The organism is Brevibacterium sediminis (assembly GCF_024895295.1).
Taxonomy (GTDB): Bacteria; Actinomycetota; Actinomycetes; order Actinomycetales; family Brevibacteriaceae; genus Brevibacterium; species Brevibacterium sediminis.
Genome location: NZ_JAHQRN010000011.1, coordinates 101,670 through 121,881, shown reverse-complemented (window position 1 = coordinate 121,881; position 20,212 = coordinate 101,670). Strand labels below are relative to the sequence as shown.

The 20,212-nt window shown below is 65.7% G+C and carries 16 protein-coding genes; 14 read left to right on the top strand and 2 right to left on the bottom strand.

Features of this window, described 5'->3' with window-relative positions; genetic code table 11:
* The 3 genes from KTJ89_RS18680 to KTJ89_RS18670 form a co-directional block, all read left to right on the top strand.
* Nucleotides 1-498, top strand: a 498-nt coding sequence (locus KTJ89_RS18680; protein ID WP_259358888.1) for a hypothetical protein, incomplete at its 5' end; no start/stop codon positions are given.
* Between the two features lie 140 nt (nucleotides 499-638).
* On the top strand, nucleotides 639-1,655 hold the full coding sequence (locus KTJ89_RS18675) for a hypothetical protein (RefSeq protein ID WP_259358887.1): 1,017 nt from the start codon (nucleotides 639-641) through the stop codon (nucleotides 1,653-1,655).
* A gap of 253 nt (nucleotides 1,656-1,908) precedes the next feature.
* A complete protein-coding gene (locus tag KTJ89_RS18670) occupies nucleotides 1,909-3,708 on the top strand; it encodes a BCCT family transporter (protein WP_259358886.1) in 1,800 nt (599 codons plus the stop codon).
* A gap of 177 nt (nucleotides 3,709-3,885) precedes the next feature.
* Here KTJ89_RS18670 and KTJ89_RS18665 read toward each other — a convergent pair whose 3' ends face one another.
* Nucleotides 3,886-5,448: a GMC family oxidoreductase gene (locus KTJ89_RS18665; protein ID WP_139908292.1), complete on the bottom strand. Its 1,563-nt coding sequence runs from the start codon at nucleotides 5,446-5,448 to the stop codon at nucleotides 3,886-3,888.
* Nucleotides 5,449-5,496: 48 nt separating this feature from the next.
* The gene (locus KTJ89_RS18660; protein ID WP_259358885.1) at nucleotides 5,497-6,975 is read right to left on the bottom strand and encodes an aldehyde dehydrogenase family protein; all 1,479 of its coding nucleotides are present in this window, start codon (nucleotides 6,973-6,975) and stop codon (nucleotides 5,497-5,499) included.
* Between the two features lie 636 nt (nucleotides 6,976-7,611).
* Between KTJ89_RS18660 and KTJ89_RS18655 the strand changes: the two genes are divergently transcribed.
* The 11 genes from KTJ89_RS18655 to KTJ89_RS18605 are packed head-to-tail and all read left to right on the top strand — an operon-like array spanning nucleotide 7,612 to nucleotide 20,196.
* Nucleotides 7,612-9,594, top strand: a complete 1,983-nt coding sequence (locus KTJ89_RS18655) for a hypothetical protein (RefSeq protein ID WP_259358884.1) — start codon at nucleotides 7,612-7,614, stop codon at nucleotides 9,592-9,594.
* Entirely contained in the window at nucleotides 9,591-10,568 is a 978-nt protein-coding gene (locus KTJ89_RS18650) for an HAD-IIA family hydrolase (protein ID WP_259358883.1), read from the top strand. The genes KTJ89_RS18655 and KTJ89_RS18650 overlap by 4 nt, the downstream gene beginning before the upstream one ends.
* On the top strand, nucleotides 10,565-10,747 hold the full coding sequence (locus KTJ89_RS18645) for a hypothetical protein (protein WP_139908289.1): 183 nt from the start codon (nucleotides 10,565-10,567) through the stop codon (nucleotides 10,745-10,747). Before KTJ89_RS18650 ends, KTJ89_RS18645 begins: the two co-directional genes overlap by 4 nt.
* A complete protein-coding gene (locus KTJ89_RS18640; protein ID WP_259358882.1) occupies nucleotides 10,744-11,550 on the top strand; it encodes a TlyA family RNA methyltransferase in 807 nt (268 codons plus the stop codon). The genes KTJ89_RS18645 and KTJ89_RS18640 overlap by 4 nt, the downstream gene beginning before the upstream one ends.
* Nucleotides 11,547-12,488, top strand: coding sequence for an NAD kinase (locus tag KTJ89_RS18635; RefSeq protein ID WP_172170124.1), 942 nt, complete (start codon nucleotides 11,547-11,549; stop codon nucleotides 12,486-12,488). The genes KTJ89_RS18640 and KTJ89_RS18635 overlap by 4 nt, the downstream gene beginning before the upstream one ends.
* Nucleotides 12,489-14,192: a DNA repair protein RecN gene (gene recN, locus KTJ89_RS18630; protein WP_259358881.1), complete on the top strand. Its 1,704-nt coding sequence runs from the start codon at nucleotides 12,489-12,491 to the stop codon at nucleotides 14,190-14,192.
* Nucleotides 14,193-14,207: 15 nt separating this feature from the next.
* Nucleotides 14,208-15,446: a putative cytokinetic ring protein SteA gene (gene steA, locus KTJ89_RS18625; protein ID WP_259358880.1), complete on the top strand. Its 1,239-nt coding sequence runs from the start codon at nucleotides 14,208-14,210 to the stop codon at nucleotides 15,444-15,446.
* Nucleotides 15,439-16,431, top strand: a complete 993-nt coding sequence (locus KTJ89_RS18620) for a copper transporter (RefSeq protein WP_259358879.1) — start codon at nucleotides 15,439-15,441, stop codon at nucleotides 16,429-16,431. The genes steA and KTJ89_RS18620 overlap by 8 nt, the downstream gene beginning before the upstream one ends.
* Nucleotides 16,428-17,297 carry a hypothetical protein gene (locus tag KTJ89_RS18615; protein ID WP_259358878.1) on the top strand — a complete coding sequence of 290 codons (870 nt, stop codon included), beginning with the start codon at nucleotides 16,428-16,430 and terminating at the stop codon, nucleotides 17,295-17,297. The genes KTJ89_RS18620 and KTJ89_RS18615 overlap by 4 nt, the downstream gene beginning before the upstream one ends.
* The gene (gene murJ, locus KTJ89_RS18610; protein WP_259358877.1) at nucleotides 17,294-19,051 is read left to right on the top strand and encodes a murein biosynthesis integral membrane protein MurJ; all 1,758 of its coding nucleotides are present in this window, start codon (nucleotides 17,294-17,296) and stop codon (nucleotides 19,049-19,051) included. Before KTJ89_RS18615 ends, murJ begins: the two co-directional genes overlap by 4 nt.
* Nucleotides 19,048-20,196 carry a glycosyltransferase family 4 protein gene (locus KTJ89_RS18605; RefSeq protein ID WP_259358876.1) on the top strand — a complete coding sequence of 383 codons (1,149 nt, stop codon included), beginning with the start codon at nucleotides 19,048-19,050 and terminating at the stop codon, nucleotides 20,194-20,196. The genes murJ and KTJ89_RS18605 overlap by 4 nt, the downstream gene beginning before the upstream one ends.
* Nucleotides 20,197-20,212 lie beyond the last annotated feature (16 nt).

Genomic DNA, 20,212 nt, shown 5'->3' with positions numbered 1-20,212 from the left:
CGGTGTGCTGCCGGTGCTTATTACTACCTGATGGCGGCGCAGCAACCTGGCGCGGGGTTGCTGCGCCGCCGTCAGGTAGTAATTAGGGGAGGAGGGGAAGGGATGGAGAAGAAGACAATTGACGTTCTCAAGGCCGAACTTGCTCGCGACGGTGAGGTCGCAATCGGGTTCAACCGTGCAAAGCAGTTCCTGCGCAATCCTGCTGGATTTCTGGGACTGCGGCGGACCGGCCAGCCCGCACCACAAGTGATCGTCAATGACTTCGGTCTCTGGGCTGCTGTTGACGGTTTCCCTGAAGGTGGCGTGCCGTGGGCGCGCATCCTCGAAGTCCACATCACCAAGGTCAACGTCAGCTCCTATATCGACGTGAGCATCAGAACTCCGGATACTCCCGACCGCCGGCGGACGCTGCGGATGCCTCATATGCTCGAAGTCGATCCGGAGACTCTCGCCAAATGGATCGTCATGGAACTGATGGTTCGCGGCAATCCGATCTGATAGGCGAAGCTCGTCGACCATCAGCAGACTCTCAGCCGCTGTACATGTTCCGGGCTCAGCACCGTGCGACGATGAAACTGTCCGCTGTGTCGGATGCATCACAACAATGCCGTCCGAACAGACAGTAAAGGAGAGACCGCATGAACGCGTCAACCATCATCTGGATTGTCGTCGCCATCGTCGTGGTCCTGATCATCGTCGGGATCATCATCGCAGTCAGCCGCAAGGCGGCAGCGAAGAAGCGCGAGCACCAGCGGCAAGAGGCCGCACAGATCCGGCAGGAGGCAGCCGAGTCCGAACATGATGTTCGTGCGCGAGAGGCCGAAGTCGAGAAACAGAGAGCAGAGGCAAAGCGGGCAAAAGCCGAAGCCGACGCTCGAGCTGCCGAAGCTGATCGTCAGGCGGCAGAGGCCGAGCAGCTGGATTCTGAGGCCGCGAAACGCGAAGAAGCGGTCAAAGCCGAGCGACTCGAACATGATCGCAAACTGCAACGTGCCGACGAACTGGACCCGGATACGCCGGAGAACACAGGGGACACCCGTCATGCAGGCGCCACCGGCGCTGTTGGGACGGCAGGCGCTGGCGCTCACGGAGCGTCGGCAGTCAACCAGAACGAACAGCTTGCCGATGAAGCTGCGCCGCGGAACGCTCCTCGGCAGGACGAGCAAGTTCCGCCGAACGGCACTCGGCATGATGCACAGGCGCAGCAGAATCACGCGCGTCAGGATCCCTCAGTCCACCAGGCTGATCCGTATGGCGATCAGTACACGCAACAGAGCGGGCATCGCCCCGACGAGTCGGTCCAGCGCAACGACGTTCGCCACGAACTGCCTGTTCAGCAGGGTGCATCCCGTCCCGATCAGCCAGTTCAACGGAACGATGCCAATCCTGAACAGCCCGTTCGGCAGGATGCGCCCCGGCCGGACCAGTTTGGCACGCAGGAACCAGTGCGCCGCGATCCCTATGCACAGCAACAGGACGTCCGCACTGACCAGCAGCCGCCAGAAAGCGGGACGCGACCTCGTGCCGAGGAACCGTTAGCCGAGGATTACGACTCTCGTGCGGACCGCCGCGGCGCGCGAGACCCATACGTTCAGAACGACGGACGGGTGGATCCTCTCGACGACGGTGGAGAGCCAGACGTGCCGAAACACTGACACGCCTCCCCCCGCCGGCGAAAGAGCTGCCTGAGGCTGACGAGACGGTGCCCGAACCCAACAAGGTTCGGGCACCGTCTCGTTGTATCCGGACTTCCGGGTACCGCAGATGAACGGGACGAACATAGGGGAGGGCCGCCTCGGCGAGGGGTTGGCCATGAGTGCAGTGAGGCGAATCCGTGACAAGCGATTGTGTTGAAATCAGTTGATGCTTCTGTAGTGTGGACGGCAACATCCCTACGGAAGGTACGCCATGCTCATTAAGCTGCACGACGCACTTCGACTCCGAACCAACCCGGCCATATTCTTCTCCTCTGCGGCCGTGATCATCATCTTCGTCCTCGGGACGATCTTCTTCACCGATCAGCTCGACGCCGGCGTCTCTGTCGCCTCGGATTGGCTGCTGACGAACCTCGGATGGTTCTACATCCTCGGTGTCACAGTCTTCGTCGCATTCCTCATCTACATCGCCGCCTCCCGGTATGGGCGAGCGAAACTCGGTCCCGATGACGAACCGCCGGAGCACTCCAACGGCGCCTGGTTCGCCATGCTGTTCGCCGCCGGCATCGGTTCGATCCTCATGTTCTGGGGCGTGGCCGAACCCGTCAGCCACTTTGGAGATCCGCCCCGCGGATCCCTCGGAATCGAAGCGGGAACGCCCGCCGCCGCGGTCGATGCCATGAACTTCACCTACTACCACTTCACCCTGCACACCTGGGCGATCTTCACTCTGCCCGCACTGTGCTTCGCCTACTTCATCCACAAACGGAACCTGCCGCCGCGGGTGAGCTCGATCTTCCAGCCCATCCTCGGTGAGAAGATCCACGGTCCTATCGGCAAGACCATCGACGTCGTCGCCATCATCGGCACCGTCTTCGGCATCGCCGTCTCGATCGGTCTGGGCACGTTGCAGATCAACGGCGGACTCGCTCAGGTCATCGGCGTTCCGGAGAACGCCCTGTGGCAGCTGATCATCATCGGCGTCGTCTGCGGGCTGGCCACGATCTCGGTCTCTCTCGGCCTCGACAAAGGCATCAAGGTCCTGTCGAACCTCAATATCGTCATGGCCGTGCTGCTGCTCATCTTCATCGTCGTCTTCGGCCCGACGCTGTTCATGGCCAAGGGCGTCCTCGAATCCTTCGGCACCTACATCCACCAGCTGCCCGAACTCGCGCTGTGGAACGACACGTTCGCCAACACCGGCTGGCAGAACACGTGGACCGTCTTCTACTGGGCGTGGACGATCACCTGGTCACCCTTCGTCGGCATCTTCATCGCCCGCATCTCCCGCGGACGCACCATCCGCCAGTTCGTCATCGGCGTGCTCGCCATTCCCTCAGCCTTCTCGATCCTGTGGTTCGGCATCTTCGGCTACGCCTCCTTCGACATCGAGTTCAACCAGGGCGGGGGACTGGTCGACCGAGTCGTCGATCAGGGAGACATTCCGGGAGCGCTGTTCGCATTCCTCGACCACTACCCGCTGGCCGGACCCGTGTCGGTGATCGCAATCGTCCTCGTGGTGATCTTCTTCGTCACCTCGGTGGATTCCGCAGCGCTCGTCGTCGACACGATGAACAACGGCCACGAGGACTTCAACCCGCTGCCGCAGCGCATCTTCTGGGCCCTAGCCGTCGCCGTCGTCACCGCGGCACTGCTGGTGTTCTCCGGCTCCGGTGGACTCGAGGCACTGCAGTCGACGATCATCCTCGTCGGTCTGCCGTTCTTCATCATCGCCTACTTCCAGATCTACGCCCTCATGCGAGCGCTGCGCGAGGACGCCGGCATTCTGCCGCGGGTGCGCATGCGCCGCTGGAAGAAGGTGCTGCCGCCCGAAGAGGTCGAACGCCGCCAAGGCGGGGACGAACAGTTCGGTCACGAATACGACGACGATGAGGAGGTCGTCACCGAACCTCAGGCCGTCGAACCGGCACCGAAGTTCCGTGACCCCTATATCGAAATCCCTCATGAGAAGAAGGGGCGACGTGAGGGGACACTGGCCAGCCGCACCGGCAGCCGTCAGGGCAGTCACGGTAAGGGCGGCGACGCCGACTGAATCTGTCCGGTCCGGAAGCGACAGCCGATCGTCGCTGTCGGACACGACGAAGGGGGCGCTGCGATTGCAGCGCCCCCTTCGTCGTTTCGGTTCTGGGCCGAAGGTCCCACTCAGGTCATCGAATCAGCGCAGGGCCGCCTCGGTGATCTGAGCATATGACGACCAGATCAGTCCAGATCACTGACCGTTCTTGATCATCTCCGCGCACTTCTCACCCATCATCATGACGGTGATGTTCGGGTTGACCGTGGTGATCTCCGGCATCGCCGAGGCATCGACGACGCGCAGACGGTTGACGCCCTTGACCCGCAGCTGCGGATCCAGCGGCGACATCTCGTCATCGGCAGCACCCATGCGCACCGTGCCGACCGGGTGGTAGACGGTGTTGTGGGTGCGGGTGATGTAGTCGGCGATCTGCTCGTCGGTCTGGACGTCCTTGCCGGGGAACAGCTCCTCGCCGGCCCATTCGGACATGGCGTCCTGGGCGACGATCTCGCGGGCCTTCTTGATGCCGGCGACCATGACGCGCATGTCATGGCCTTCCGGATCGGTGAAGTAGCGGGGATCGACCTTCGGCTTGTCACGGAAGTCCTTCGAGCGCAGGCGCACGGTGCCGCGCGACTTCGCATGAGTGACATTCGGGGTGAGGCAGAAGGAGTTCTCCGAGGTCTTGTAGCCCTGGCGCAGGGTGTGCATATCGAAGGGCACCGAGCCGTAGTGCATCATCAGGTCCGGACGGTCGAGCCCGTCCTCGGTGGGGGAGAAGATGCCGATCTCCCACCACTGGGTGGAATCCTCGACCATCGGCTTCTTGGCCTCCCACGAGATGACGCCCTCCGGGTGATCGCCCAGGTGCTCGCCGACTCCCGGCGAATCCACGCGAGCTTCGATGCCGACCTCGGCGAGGTGGGCCTTCGGGCCGATGCCCGAGAGCATGAGCAGCTGCGGGGTGTTGATCGCGCCGGAGGAGACGATGACTTCCTTCTTCGCCTCGATCCGGTTGGTCTTGCCGAAGGCGTTGTTGACCACGAGCACGGCCGTGCAGTTGTCGTCCTCGTCGAACTCGAGCTCCTTGGCCTGAGTGTCGGTGAGGATCGTGAGGTTCTCACGGTCGAGGATCGGGTGGAGGTAGGACACCGAGGAGGACGACCGGGTGCCGTCGTCCTTGCGGTTGACCTGGAAGAAGTTCGCACCGTTGATGACGGTCTGACCCTCGTTGAACTGCACGCGAGGGATGCCGGCCTGCTCGCAGGCATCGAGGAGCGCGACACCACAGGGATCGACCGGGGGCACGTTCATCAGACGGACCGGGCCGTCATGGCCGTGGTGGTCGCCGGGCAGCTCATTGTTCTCGAGCTTCTTGTACAGGCCGAAGGTGTCCTTCGAACCCCATCCGGCTGCGCCGTGTTTCTCTTCCCATTCGTCGAGATCCTCGCGCGGAGCCCAGAAGGCGATGCACGAGTTGTGGGACGAGCAGCCGCCGAGCACCTTGGCGCGAGCGTGGCGCATGTGCGAGTTGCCGTTCTCCTGCTCTTCGATCGGGTAGTCCCAGTCGTAGCCGGATTCGAGGAGCTCCATCCAGCGGTTGAGCTCAAGGACGACGTCCTTGTCCGTGTCGGTGGGGCCGGCTTCGAGGAGTCCGACGGTGACTTCGGGGTCCTCGCTCAGTCGGGCCGCGACCGCTGCGCCGGCGGAACCGCCGCCCACGACGACGTAATCAAAGCTATGAGTAGTCTTCACTGTTCATCTCTCCTTGTACTGCGGTATTCGTCTACAGGCTGCGGCGGATCACTTGGTGTGATCGGGGAACCAGCCGGTGACTGCCGGCTCGAGGTTCTGGTAGATGTGCTTGGCTTCCTGGTATTCGGCTAGACCAGTGGGGCCGAGCTCGCGACCGAAGCCGGACTGCTTGTAACCGCCCCATTCGGCCTGCGGCAGGTAGGGGTGGAAGTCATTGATCCAGATGGTGCCGTGGCGCAGACGCTGAGCGACCAGCTGGGTCTTGCCCGCATCCTGGCTCCACACTGCTCCGGCCAGACCGTAGTAGGTGTCATTGGCGATCTCGACAGCCTCATCGACGGTGGAGAAGGTCTCGACGGTGACGACGGGGCCGAAGGCCTCGTCGGAGACGACGGACATTCCGCGCTTGACCTGGTCGAGCACGGTCGGCAGGTAGTAGAAGCCATTCTCCAAGTCACCTTCACCGAACTTGCCGCCGCAGCGCAGACGCGCACCTTCGGAGATGCCCTTCTCGACATAGGCATGCACCTTGTCGCGGTGTGCTGCGGAGATGAGTGGACCGGTTTCGGCGTTCTCGTCGAAGGGACCGCCGAGGCGGATCTGCTCGGCACGCTCGACGAGGCGGTTGACGAACTCCTCGGCGATGGATTCCTCGACGATGAGTCGGGCACCGGCCGAGCACACCTGACCGGAGTGGACGAAGGCGCCGTTGAGAGCATTGTCCAGAGCCGCATCGAAGTCGGCATCGGCGAAGATGACGTTCGGGTTCTTGCCGCCGAGCTCAAGGGCGATCTTCTTGATCGAGTCGGCGGCGTTGCGGAACAGCAGTCGACCGGTGACGAGGCCACCAGTGAACGAGACCATGTCGATGTCCTCGTGCGTCGACAGCGGGGCACCGGCATCGGCGCCCGCACCGAGGATGAGGTTGCCGACCCCGGCCGGCAGACCGAGCTCTTCGAGGACCTGCATGGTGAGGATCGCGGTGTGCGGGGTGAGCTCGGCAGGCTTGAGGATGAAGGTGTTGCCGGCGGCGATGGCCGGGGCGATCTTCCACGCGGCCTGCAGCAGCGGGTAGTTCCACGGAGTGATGAGCGCGCAGACGCCGACGGGCTCGTGCACGATCTTCGACGCAACGGTGTCGGTGCCGGCGTCGACTACGCGACCGGCATCGTTTGCGGCGAGCTTGCCGAAGTAGTCGAAGCAATTCGCGATGTCGTCCATGTCGATCTGCGATTCGACGAAGCGCTTGCCGGTGTCGAGGGACTCGGCGCGCGCGAATTCGTCCTTGCGCTCACGCAGAACGGCAGCGAACTTCAGCAGCAGATCGCCGCGTTCGCTGGCGGGAACCGACGACCAGACGCCGGAGTCGAAGGCGCGACGAGCGGCCTTGATCGCCAGCTCGGTATCCGCGGGGCTGGCTTCGTCCACCTCGGCGACGAAGCTGCCGTCGGCCGGGTTATGGATCTTTCGGGTTCCACCGTTGACGGCTGAAACCCACTGTCCGTCGATGAAGAGTGTGTTTGGCACGATTTCTCCTATTCCTAGCGGGTGAACGGTTGTGCGATCTGAAGGGCCTAACGCGCAGTCGCGGCAGTGGAACCTGCGGTGTCGGGGAGTTTCCGGACGGCCGCGGATCTGCCGTTTGACCTGCGACTCGAACTGCTTCGGCAGCATTCATTCACATGCTTCCGGCAATCACAATAGGCGAAATCAGGGGCCGAATGCGCAATCCGATGATGCTGGTCACACCGGCAAGTGTGCTTGGTCATCACATGGCGGGGGGCGGCGGCACTGGGGGACAGGCAGGCACTAACCGCACTGGGGGACATGCAGGCAACGGGGCCGGAAATTCTGATCGTGGAATCGCGGAGACATCCGTCATCCGCACAATGAGCTTCCACGTCAGGTGTCATTCGTCCCCTGGTGTCGAGGCGGCGCGGACATCCGCTGCCGCCGAACCTCTTCGATTGCCGTCGGCCGTTCCACTGGATTCGCCTTGATTCTAACAGAGCGCTGAGGCGGTGACCTGGGCGTTGACCCACAGAACAACGGGCGCGACGCTGAGTGGAATCGAGGTGCTGACGTGTCCCCGCCCACACGGCGTCGAAGTGGTGAGTGGACTAGAATAGAGCGGAACACCGAAAAGACTTCATAGGGAGAATCGTGGCCCAAGGGGATTCGCGAGACAGCCAGGACAACCGCCGCGCAGATGGCGGTCACCGCTCAGATCGCGACAACAATCGCAACCGTCGACCGGACAGCCGGGACGGCCGCGGGCCACGCCAGTCCGACCGCCGAGGCGGCTACCAGGGCAATCGTCGCAACGACGATGATCGCCGGGGCGGCTTCAACCGCGATCGTCGTGACGGTGATGACCGCCGAGGTGGGTACCAAGGTAATCGTCGCAATGACGATGACCGTCGTGGTGGGTTCAACCGGGATCGCCGTGACGACGATCGCCGGGGTGGATTCAATCGAGACCGCCGCGATGACGACCGTCGTGGTGGGTACCAGGGCAACCGTCGTAACGACGACGATCGCCGAGGCGGCTATGGTCAGAGCCGCAGGAACGATGATGACCGCCGTGGCGGATTCAACCGAGATCGCCGTGACGGTGATGACCGCCGAGGTGGGTACCAAGGTAACCGTCGCAACGACGATGACCGCCGAGGCGGATTCAATCGAGACCGTCGCGATGACGACCGTCGCGGTGGTTACCAGGGCAATCGCCGCAACGACGACGATCGCCGAGGCGGCTATGGTCAGAACCGTCGGAACGATGATGACCGTCGCGGTGGGTTCAATCGTGACCGTCGTGATGGTGATGACCGCCGAGGCGGCTACCAGGGCAACCGCCGGAACGATGACGATCGCCGGGGCGGCTTCAACCGTGATCGTCGCGACGGTGACGATCGCCGGGGCGGCTACCGCGGAAACCGACGGGACGACAACCGCGGAGGACGCGGCGGCTACGGTCGCAACGACAACGACCGCCGAGCATCCCGGAAGACCGACACCGGCGACTACGCACGTGAACAGCGTGCCCGCCGTCCGCGCATTCAGGAACCCGAGATTCCCGAAGGCGTCACCGGTCGTGAACTCGACAAAGAGATTTCGTCACAGCTGCGTTCCCTGGACAAAGAGAACGCCGACATGGTCGCCAAGCACCTCGTCGCCGCAGGCGGGCTGCTCGACCTCGATCCGGAACGCGCTCATGAACACGCCAAGGCCGCCATGGCCCGCGCCGGTCGTGTCGCCGTCGTCCGCGAAGCACTCGGCATCGCCGCGTACTACGTGGAGAACTACGACGAAGCCGTCCGCGAATTGCGCACCCACCGCCGCATCTCCGGCTCGAATGACAACATCGCGCTGATCGCCGACGCCGAACGCGGCCGCGGCAAACCCGAGAAGGCCATCGAGCTGCTGAAGAACTCGGAAGAGCTCGACCTCGACAACGACACCCGCACCGAACTCGTCATCGTCGCTGCCGGAGCCAAGTCCGACCTCGACGACATCGCCGGTGCGCGCCGACTCATCGAAGCCGAGGACTTCACCCAGAAGCCCGGCGGCGGGCTGGTCCGTCTCATGGCCGCCTACGCCGAGGTGCTGCGCATCGACGGCGAACCCGAACTCGCCGACAAATACGAAGAGCTCTCGCGCCGGACCGCCAAGGCGACCGGCACCCTGTTCGGCGACGAAGAGCCTGACCTCAACGCCGGCGTCGAAATCGAAACCGTCGAAGAAGTCGAAGACGAGCCCGAAGCTGCCGACACCGAGACTTCCGAAGGCACCGACGTAGATTCAGCCGACGGTGAGGCCGCCGATGACGGGACAACCGACTCTGAGGCTGCCGACGCTGAAACCGCTGAGACGGCCGAAGCCGCAGAAGGCTCGGCCAGCGAGCCCGAAGCTAAGACACCGCAGGCGGAATCCGCCGCTGTCGACGCTTCCGCGGAGGGAGCAGAAGCTGGGGACGACACCGCTGGCCCAGCCGCAGCACCGAAGTCGAAGACACATGTCTCGGCGAAGGAACTGAAGTCGGTCAAGGTCTCCGACGACGAGATCGAAGCCGAACTCGACGAGATCCTCGCCGACGCAGGCTCCGAGCCCGACACAACAGCACCCGAGGCCGACGGAGAGCAGTGACACTGACCGCCGAACAGCACAACACAGCAGATGGGCGCCTGCCCGAATCATCGGGCACGCCCATCGACTGCGTCCTGTTCGACCTCGACGGAGTCGTCTACCACGGCACTCACGCCGTCGATGGCGCCGTCGACGGCATCAACTGGCTCCATTCCCGGTCGATCCCGGTCAGCTACGTCACGAACAACGCCACTCGCACGGCCGCAGCCACCGCCGAGAAGATCACCGGAATGGGTGTCGACGCCTCCGCGGACGAAGTGACCACCTCGGCGCAGGTGCTCGCCGAACGCTTAGCCGAACGATTCGGGCCGGGCGCCCGCGTCCACCTCCTCGGCACGACCGGACTGCGGGTCGCACTCGAAGAGGCGGGCCTCGAGATCACCGACTCACTCGACGCCGAACCCATCGCCGTCGCTCAGGGACTCGACCCGGAGATCGACTACACGAAGATCGTGCGCACCTGCGAAATCATCCGCTCGGGCGCCGAATGGTGGGCGAGCAACCCCGACTTCTCCCTCCTCACAGAAACCGGGAAAGTCCCCGGCAACGGTGCCTTCGTCGACCTCATCGCCCGACTCACCGACGCCACCCCCATCATCGTCGGCAAACCTGCACCGCACATGATGGACTTCGCGGCCGGCCGCCTCGGCGCGCATCGGCCCCTCATGGTCGGCGACCGCCTCAACACCGATATCGAAGGCGGCTGTGCCGCCGGGATCGACACCGCCCTCGTCCTCACCGGAATCCACGACATCCACGATGCCCTGCGTGCCGGCCCGGAGCGTCGACCGACGTTCATCCTGCCGAATCTGCGCGGACTCGAAGCGCTCATCACCGGTACCGACCGCGGCGAGTCCGCCCGGATCGAAGCCGAACTCCGCCGAGCCTGGGCAGCTATCGATGCGGGGGAGACCGACGCCGAGGCGGTCCTGGCCGAAGGACGCCTGCCCCGCCGGATCGGGGAGCACTCATGAGCCAGATCCCGACACCCGCCCCTGCTTCTGCCCCGACTCCCGCCTCGGTGAGCGGGGACGTGCCGATCGAGACCTGGCGGTCCAGCCTCGCCGAGGCCAAAGAAGCACCGGCGGCTGAGCGGCACGAACTTCTCAACTCCCTGCTGGGCGACCTCGACGCGCAGGTGGGCTCCTTGTGAGCAGACTCGACCGGGCACTCGTCGACCGCGGGCTGCTGAACTCCCGCTCTCGCGCCGCCCGTGAAATCGCCGCCGGTCGCGTCAGCGTCAACGGCCGCACCGCGACCAAGGCCTCCCAGGACGTGAGAGACACCGACGACGTCTCCGTCACCGAACCCGACCCCTGGGTCGCCCGCAGCGCCCACAAACTCCTCGGCGCGCTCGAGGCTTTCGACCTCACCGACCGACTCGATGATCTGACAGCCCTCGACGCGGGCGCCTCCACCGGAGGCTTCACCCAAGTCCTCCTCCATCACGGGGTCGCACACGTCTGGGCCGTCGACGTCGGCCACGATCAACTCGCGACCATCCTCCGCGACGACCCGCGCGTCCACGTCCGCGAAGGACTCAACCTCCGCGAACTGACCGACTCCGACGTGCCGACCGTCGACCTCGTCGTCGCCGACGTCTCCTTCATCTCCCTGCGCCTGCTCATCGGACCGCTGCTGGCCGCCACCGCGGCCGCGGGAGAACTCCTCCTCATGGTCAAACCCCAATTCGAACTGGCACGAGCATCGCTGGACAAACACGGAGTCGTCACCAGCCGGGAGAAACGCCGCCGCGCCATCGACTCCGTCCTCGACGCCGTGACTGAACACGCCGGACGCGTCACCGACATCGCACCTTCACCGCTGCCGGGCCCCAGCGGGAACCGAGAGTACTTCCTGCGTGTTCGCCCAGGCCGAACACATGACCAGTCCGATAGGCTCGACCAAGCAGACATCCCCGCCCACCTGGACGAAATGATGAGAGGAGAGTCGTGACCAGACACATCATGGTGCTGCTGCACCCCCAACGTGATGAGTCGGCCGTGGCCGCCGTCAGCGTGTTCAAGGCCCTCCTCGACGACGGAGTCACCCCCGTCGTCCTCTCCGACGAGATCGTCGGCATCCGCGCCCGCCAGGCCGAAGCCGTCGACGACGAGCCCATCCTCAACCACTGCGTCATCATCGACCCCTCCGAACTCGGTGAGTGGAAGAACGCCTGCGAACTCGTCATCGTCCTCGGCGGCGACGGCACGATCCTGCGCGCCGCCGAACGCTTCCACGGGTCCGGTGCCCCGCTCATGGGCATTAACCTGGGCCATGTCGGCTTCCTCGCCGAAAGCGAGAAGGAAGACCTCGCCGAGGCGGTCCACCGCGCCTCCCAACGTGACTATTCCGTCGAGGAGCGACTCGCCCTCGACGTGTCCGTGTGGCACGAAGGTGAGAACATCTTCAACGCCTGGGCCCTCAACGAGGCGACCATCGAGAAGACCTCGAAATCCCGGATGATCGACGTCGTCCTCGGCGTCGACGCCCGCCCCGTGTCCTCCTTCGGCTGCGACGGCGTCATCCTCGCCACCCCCACCGGCTCGACGGCGTACTCGTTCTCCGCCGGCGGACCCATCGTCTGGCCCGAAGTCGAAGCACTCATCCTCGTCCCGATCTCCGCCCACGCCCTGTTCTCCAAACCGCTCGTCGTCAACCCGACCTCCCGCCTCGGCGTGGAGATCTCCCAGATGAACCCCGAATTCTCCGCAGTGCTGTGGTGCGACGGCCGCCGCGCCCTCGAACTGCCGTCCGGGGCCCGCGTGGAAGCAACCCGCTCGAAATCACCGATCCGGCTCGCCCGCCTCCACACCGGCCCCTTCACCGACCGACTCGTCGCGAAGTTCCGCCTGCCCGTCTCCGGCTGGCGAGGACCGATCAAGGAGGCCTGAATGATCTCCGAACTGCGCATCTCCCACCTCGGCGTCATCGCCGAGGCCGCCGTCGAACTCGACACCGGCTTCACCGTCGTCACCGGTGAGACCGGTGCGGGAAAGACCATGTTCGTCTCCGCCCTGTCCCTGCTCATGGGCCGCAAGGTCGGCTCCGGAGTCGTGCGCAAAGGCGCAGAGAAAGCCGAAGTCGAAGGCATCTTCACCGATGTGGCCGAACCCGTGCGCGAACGCATCGAAGAGGCCGGCGGCAGCGCCGACGACGAAGCGATCATCTCCCGCACCGTGGCGCTCAAGGGCCGCGCCCGAGCCACCGCCGGCGGTCGCACCGTGCCGATCTCCGTGCTCACCGACATCTCCTCCGACCTCATCACCCTCCACGGCCAGTCCGAACAGCTGCGCCTCAAGGGCGCAGCCCAACAGCGTCACCTCCTCGACGCCGCCGGTGGCACTGCTCTCGCCGAGGTGGCCGACCGTTACCGTACCGCCTTCGAGAACTGGCGCGAGACCGAAGCCCGCGTCAGCCGCATCAAAGACTCCACCGTCGCCCGCCGCGAGCGCATCCTGTGGCTGCGCGGCTGCCTGGAGGCCATCGACAAAGTCCGCCCCGAACCCGGCGAAGACGAGACCCTGGCTGCACAGTCGGCGAAACTCGGTGCCGCCGCCGAGATCACCCGCGCCGTCGGTGCCGCCCACGACCTGCTGCTCGGTTCCGAGATCGACGATGCCGGCGCCGCCGTCGACCTCGTCCACCAGGCCATCAGCACGATCGCCGATGTCGAAGGCTCCGACAAGGAACTCGTCACCATCCGCGAAGCCCTCGGCGACGCAGTGCTGCGCCTCTCCGACTCCGCCGCGGAACTGTCGTCCTACCTCTCCGGTTTCGACGAACTCGGCGAAACCTCGCTGGAAGAGACCGAAGCACGCCGCGCGGAACTCGGCACTCTGGCTCCCTACGGCCAAGACGTCGCCGAAGTCCTCGACTTCGAATCCCGCTCGGCAGCGGAACTGGCCGAACTCGAAGCTGAGGACCGCGACCTCGACGGACTCGACGCCGAACTCGACTCAGCTCGCGAGACCATGGAGGCGGCCGCCTCGGCGCTCACCGAGATCCGCAAGGCCACCGCGGACGAATTCTCCGCAGCGGTCAGCGAAGAGCTCACCGCCCTGTCGATGCCGAAGGCAGCGGTCGCCTTCGAGATCTCCGAACGCGAACCCACCACCCACGGGGCCGACGAGGTCCGACTGACCTTCGCCGCCCACGAATCCTCTATCCCCGACGACATCGCGAAGATCGCCAGCGGCGGTGAGCTCTCCCGTGTCATGCTCGCCATCGAAGTCGTCAGAGCCGCCAGCGAATCCATCCCCACCTACGTCTTCGACGAAGTCGACGCCGGAGTCGGCGGCAAAGCTGCCGTGGAGATCGGCCGTCGGCTGGCCAAACTCGCCCAGGGCGCCCAGGTCATCGTCGTCACCCACCTGCCGCAGGTTGCCGCCTGGGCCGATACCCATGTGACCATCGTCAAGGACGATGACGCCGAGACCGTGCGCTCGGGAGTGCAGGAACTGACCGACGAAGAACGCGTCGTCGAACTCTCCCGCATGTTGGCGGGCATGGACGACTCCGCCTCGGCGAAGGCCCACGCGGCCGAACTGCTCGACAACGCTCGGCAGGTCAAGGAGGCCGGCGTTGGCAGCAGATGAGAGAATGGGCGGACCATGAAAGTGCGCAGACACCGTGAGAACCTCACCGCACCGACCCGGTTCGGCCCCGCCCCTGCCCGCTTGGACCGACGCACGAAGAATCTGACGAAACGCCTCCAAGCAGGCGACATCGCCATCATCAAGCACTCCGATATCGACCGCATCTCCGCCGAAGCCCTCGTCGCCTGCCGGCCGGCCGCGGTGATCAACGCCGACAAGTCGATCTCCGGCCGCTACCCGAACCTCGGTCCGAGCATCATCGTCGACGCCGGCATCCCCCTCATCGACGCCGCCGGTGCCGACATCTTCGATGCGGTCGACGAAAATGCCGAGATCTCCATCGAGGGCGCCACCGTATACGCAGGCGAAACCGAAGTGGCCACGGGAGTCCTGCAGACGGCCGAGACGATCTCAGAGGACATGCACGCCGCCGAGGCCGGAATGAACTCCGTGCTCGTGGACTTCATCGACAACACGATCGAATACATCCGCAAGGATTCCGATCTGCTCTCGGCCGAACTCGTCGTGCCCGAAGTGAAGACGACGTTCACCGACCGGCATGTGCTCATCGTCGTCCGCGGATACCACTACAAGGAGGACCTGGCGATGCTGGCCTCCTATATCCGCGAATACCGGCCGCTGCTCATCGGCGTCGACGGCGGAGCCGATGCCATCATCGAAGCCGGCTACCGACCGGACATGATCGTCGGGGACATGGACTCCGTGTCCGACACCGCTCTGACCTCGGGCGCCGAGATCGTCGTCCACGCCTACCGCGACGGCACCGCCCCGGGCACCGAACGGGTCGAAGCCCTCGGAGTCGAATGCGTGGCCTTCGCAGCCTCGGGCACGAGCGAGGACATCGCCATGCTGCTCGCCGATGACAAGGGTGCCGAACTCATCGTCGCCGTGGGCACCCACGACACCGTCATGGAGTTCCTCGACAAGGGCCGCAAGGGCATGGCCTCGACCTTCATCACCCGACTGCGTGTGGGTTCGAAGCTCATCGACGCCAAGGGCGTGTCCCTGCTCTACCGGCAGCGCATCTCCAGCCTGCAGCTGGCCGTGCTCGTCATCGCCGGACTCGTCGCCCTCGGTGTGGCGATGACCGCGACCTCGGCCGGACAGACCTTCCTCGGCCTCATCGGCGCCCAACTCGACGGCCTCTTCGGGTGGATCGGCTCCCTCTTCGGCGGCGACCCCGCAGCATCCACCGACTCCGCCGGCCTCATCCAAGGACTGACCAGTGATTGATTTCCGCTACCACCTCGTCTCCCTCGTCTCGGTGTTCCTCGCCCTCGCCGTCGGCATCGTCCTCGGCGCGGGACCGCTGAAGGAACCGATCGGGGAGTCCCTGCAGAGCCAGGTCGACGCCCTGCGCTCGGACCGCGACAGTCTGCGCTCCGACCTCGACGCCGCCAAGGGCAATATCGACAAGCAGAACGAATTCGTCACCGCCGCGGCCCCGGAACTCATCGACGGCACCCTCGACGGGCAGGAAGTGAGCATCATCGCCGCCCCCGAGGCGGACTCCGAACAGGTCGAAGAGGTCAGCAACCGGGTCAAGGAAGCCGACGGCACCATCGCCGGTGACGTCTCGTTCGTGCCGAACACGCTCAGCCTCGAGGATTCCACCCAGTTCCTCAAGCGGCTGCGCACCGTCGTGCCGCACCTGCCGAAGAACGACTCGACTGCGATCCGCGCCGCCCTCGTCATCGCCCTGACCGGTGACGCCTCGATGCTCGAAGACGAGGACGATCAGGCCGATGCGGAGAAGCAGGCGGCGAAGCTCTACGACGTCTTCGTCGAAGCCGACCGTCTGCGCACCGACACCGACCACAAGACCACCTCGCTGTTCATCGTCATCGACGATGAGAACTCGACACTGGCCGAGGACACCGAACCCAGCCCGAAGGCAACCGACGACAAGGGCACCCGCACCCTCGTCACCGACTTCATCACCGCGCTCACCGCCGAAGCCACCTCGGTGGTCGTCGCAGGCGACGCCGGATCGGCACAGAACGGACTCGTCAACGTGCTGCGGACGGAGAAGTCCCGCGCCAGCACCGTCGACGGCCTCGGCCTCGGCGCCGGTCCCGTCATCACCGTGCGGGCACTGGCCTCCGGAGAAGCCGGAAAGCACGGACACTTCGGATTCGCCGAGGACGCCGAAGGCATCCTGCCGGGCAAGATCGAAGAGAAGCCGTCCGACGACACCCCGAAGGGAGACGAGAAATGATCCGCTCCATCGTCAGCACCGCCGTCGCCGGACTCGCCGGCTTCGCTGCGACGAAAGCCGTGCTCAGATCGCGGCTGCGCACCCACGATTCCGTGGTGCGCACCAACCACGCCGGACACGACGTCTCGCTCGCCGAAGGCCCTGCCGTCGCGGCGGGACTGCTGGCCGGCAGCCTGCTCATCGAAGATCCTCGGCAGCGGTCGGCGACCCTGCTGGCCACGGCCGCGGCGGGCAGCCTCGGCGCCGTCGACGACTTCTGCGAATCCGGATCCTCCAAAGGACTTCGCGGTCATCTGTCGGCCCTGGCCCGCGGGGAGATCACGACCGGGGCCATCAAGGTCACCGGCATTCCGCTCGCCTCGATCGCGGCCGCCGCGATCCTGCGCAGCCGTACGCGGCCGTCCGGGCTCTTCGGCTCCACGCACTCGACAAGCGACCGGCCCTGGTACGCGGCCACCGCGGATGTCATCGTCACCGGGGGAGTGATCGCGGGCTCTGCGAACCTGTTCAACCTCCTCGACCTGAGGCCGGGCCGGGCGCTCAAGGCCGGAGCACTGACCCTGGCCTTCACCGACCACCATCGCCGCGTGTCCTGGGCACCAGCCGGAGCGATCGCCGGCGCCACGGCCGCAGCCTGGCCCGACGACCTCGCCGGTGATGCGATGCTCGGCGACACCGGAGCCAATGCCCTGGGAGCGGCGATCGGCGTGATCCTCGCCGAAACCGCCACACCGGCACAGCGACGCCTGATCCTCGCTGTCCTCGCCGGACTCACCCTGGCCAGCGAGAAGGTCTCCTTCACCTCCGTCATCGAATCGACTCCGGGACTGCGGGAGATCGACTCGTTCGGCCGCGAGGATAAGTGAACAAGCTCGTTCGAGTCCTCGCCTCCACGGCGCTGCTCGTATCGATCATCACCCTGCTGACCCGTTTGGTCGGCTTCTTGCGCTGGCTGGTGTTCTCGGCAAACGTCGGCGCCGGCACCGTCGGCACCGCCTACCAGAGTGCCAACCAGGTCCCGAACATCCTCTTCGAGGTCGTCGCCGGAGGCGCCCTGGCCGGAGCGGTCATCCCGCTTCTCGCCGTGCCACTGGCCAGATCGGACCGGGAGACCGCCGGACGCATCGCCTCCGGCCTGCTGACCTGGGCGGTCAGCGTCACCCTGCCCCTGTCGATCCTGCTGGCCGTGTTCGCCCCGCAGATCGCGAGGATCCTCGTCGACACGAAGACGAGCGCCGCGGGAGTGCAGGCGACCGTGGAGCTGCTGCTCATGTTCTCCCCGCAGCTCGTCCTCTACGGAATCGGCGCCGTGCTCACCGGAGTGCTGCAGGCCCACCGGAAGTTCCTGTGGCCGGCGTTCGCCCCGCTGCTCTCCAGCCTCATCGTCATCGGCAGCTATATCGCCTACAGTTCCGTCGGCGGCAGCGACGATACCTGGCAGACCCACCTCGGCTGGCTCGGCTGGGGCACCACCGTCGGCGTCGCGGCCCTCGCGCTGCCGCTCGCCCTGCCGATGGCCACGACCGGGCTGAAGCTGCGTCCCACCTTCTCCTTCCCACCCGGAGTCGCTCATCGTGCGCTGCGCCTGGCCGGCGCCGGAATGTCGGCCCTGCTCGCCCAGCAGGCTGCCGTGCTCGCAACCCTGAGCCTGGCCAACCATGTCGGTGGGGACGGCACGCTCGTGCTCTTCAGCTACATCAACGCCGTCTACCTGCTGCCCTACGCGGTGCTCGCCGTGACCGTGGCGACGGTGGTCTTCCCGACCCTGTCGACCTGGGTGGGACGATCCACCGACCCCGAGGCGACCGAGCACAGACGTGCGGAAGCCGGGGCGCGGATGCGGTCGGTGACCTCGACGACGACGGCCCTCACCATCGCCATCGGCGGACTCGGCGCCGTCATCCTGCTCTCGGCCGCAGGCCCCTTGCAGACCTTCTTCATCGCCATCGACGCCGAAAGCGAATCCGCCGCCCCCTTCGACTCCATGGCCACGGCCATCATGGTCATGGCCTTGGCCGTGCCCGGGTGGTCCTTCGTGGCGTGGGGCACCCGCGTCTTCTATGCAGTGGAACGCTCCCGCTATTCGGCGGCAGCCACGACGACGGGATGGATCCTCGTCATCGTCGGCATGATCGGAGCCATCCTCGTCACCGGCTCGAACGGCAATCCCGGACTGACCCTCGTCTGCATCTGCAGCGGCTATGTGCTGGGCATGACCGTCGCCGGAGTATTCCTGCTCGTGAACATGCGCCGCGTCCTCGGCCCGACCGGACTCGCCCTCGTCGGACGTCGATCGCTGCTCGCGCTCGGGGCCGCCGTCGTCGCGGGCACCGCCGGAGTCGTCACCTCGCAGTGGTTCGGGGGACTCCTCGACAACTCGGCCAGCTCCGCGGTCATCGCCGGAATCGTCGCAGCCCTCCTCGGCTGCATCGTCTTCGGACTCATCGTGCTCATCATCGACCGCGGGTTCCTCGGAGAGGTCCGCGGCCTGCTCGCCGACCGGAACCGGGCCGGCGTCAACGACGAAACGACCGTGCACGCCGCCGAAGCGCAGACCAGAGACCACGGCCCCAGCGACATCGACAGACCCAGCGACACCGACAGGGAGGAAGACTCATGAGAATCGTCTTCACCATCGGCACCTCGACCGGGGGAGTCGGCACCCACGTGCACGCACTCGCCCGCGACCTCGCCGCCGCCGGACATGAGATCGGCGTCATCGGACCGGCCGCCACCGACGAACACTTCGGCTTCTCGCTGCTGCCCGGAGTCCGATTCGGCGTCCTCGAACTCGGCACCGGAATCGGCGCCTCCGACGCAGCCCTCGTCCGCCGGCAGCGCACACTGCTGCGCAGCTTCTCCCCGCAGATCGTCCACGCTCACGGTTTCCGCGCCGGGCTCATCACCCTGCTGACCCTGCGCACGCTGAAGACCCGACCGAAGTTCGTCCTCAGCCTCCACAACCAGGCCAGCGGACAGGGACTGCGCGGACGGGTCGAAACCCGAGTCGAGACGATGCTCGCCCGCGGGGCCGACCTCGTCCTCGGCGCGAGCACCGACCTCGTCGACCGCGCCCGCGAACTCGGAGCGCAGACCGCCCGGTTCCTCCCGGCCGCCGCCCCCGAGGTGACCCCCGTATCCGCCGAGGCGGCCGCCGCCACCCGCGCGAGCTTGGCCAAGGAGTTCGACTTCGATCCTGGGGCACTCATCGTCCTTGCCGTCGGTCGCGTCGCCAAACAGAAGAACTACCCGATGCTCGTGCGCGCACTCGTCCGCCTCGGCGAGGAGAACCACCAGGGCGAGATCGTCGCCCTCATCGCCGGTGCCGCCGATGAGGAGGTGCTCGCCGACGTCCGCGCTCAGTACGATGACGCCGCAGCCGCCTCGGCGATTCCGGCCCTGCATTTCCTCGGACCCCGCGATGACATCGCCGAACTCGCAGCGGCTGCGGACATCTACGCGCTCACCAGCGTGTGGGAGGCCCGGGCGCTCGTGCTCCAGGAGGCGCTGATGACCGGCAAGGCGATCGTGGCCACCGCCACCGGCGGCAGCGCCGAACTCGTCGGCGATGCGGGGATACTGATCGACCATGACGACGATGCCGCCTTCGCCGCTGCCGTGGCCGAACTCGCCGTCGATCCTGCCCGCCGCGCAGAACTCGGAGCCAGGGCACGGGCACGCGGAGCGGAGCTTCCCGATGAGAGGGAAGTTGCCGAAGAACTCGCAGGTCTTTACACGGAACTCGTGCATGCCCAGGTAGGCTAGAAGCAGCGTCGAACGA

Coding starts and splice junctions, on each gene's coding strand:
- KTJ89_RS18675 (WP_259358887.1), top strand. CDS start 639: ATGAACGCGTCAACCATCATCTGGATTGTCGTCGCCATCGTCGTGGTC.
- KTJ89_RS18670 (WP_259358886.1), top strand. CDS start 1,909: ATGCTCATTAAGCTGCACGACGCACTTCGACTCCGAACCAACCCGGCC.
- KTJ89_RS18645 (WP_139908289.1), top strand. CDS start 10,565: ATGAGCCAGATCCCGACACCCGCCCCTGCTTCTGCCCCGACTCCCGCC.
- recN (WP_259358881.1), top strand. CDS start 12,489: ATGATCTCCGAACTGCGCATCTCCCACCTCGGCGTCATCGCCGAGGCC.
- steA (WP_259358880.1), top strand. CDS start 14,208: ATGAAAGTGCGCAGACACCGTGAGAACCTCACCGCACCGACCCGGTTC.
- KTJ89_RS18615 (WP_259358878.1), top strand. CDS start 16,428: ATGATCCGCTCCATCGTCAGCACCGCCGTCGCCGGACTCGCCGGCTTC.
- KTJ89_RS18605 (WP_259358876.1), top strand. CDS start 19,048: ATGAGAATCGTCTTCACCATCGGCACCTCGACCGGGGGAGTCGGCACC.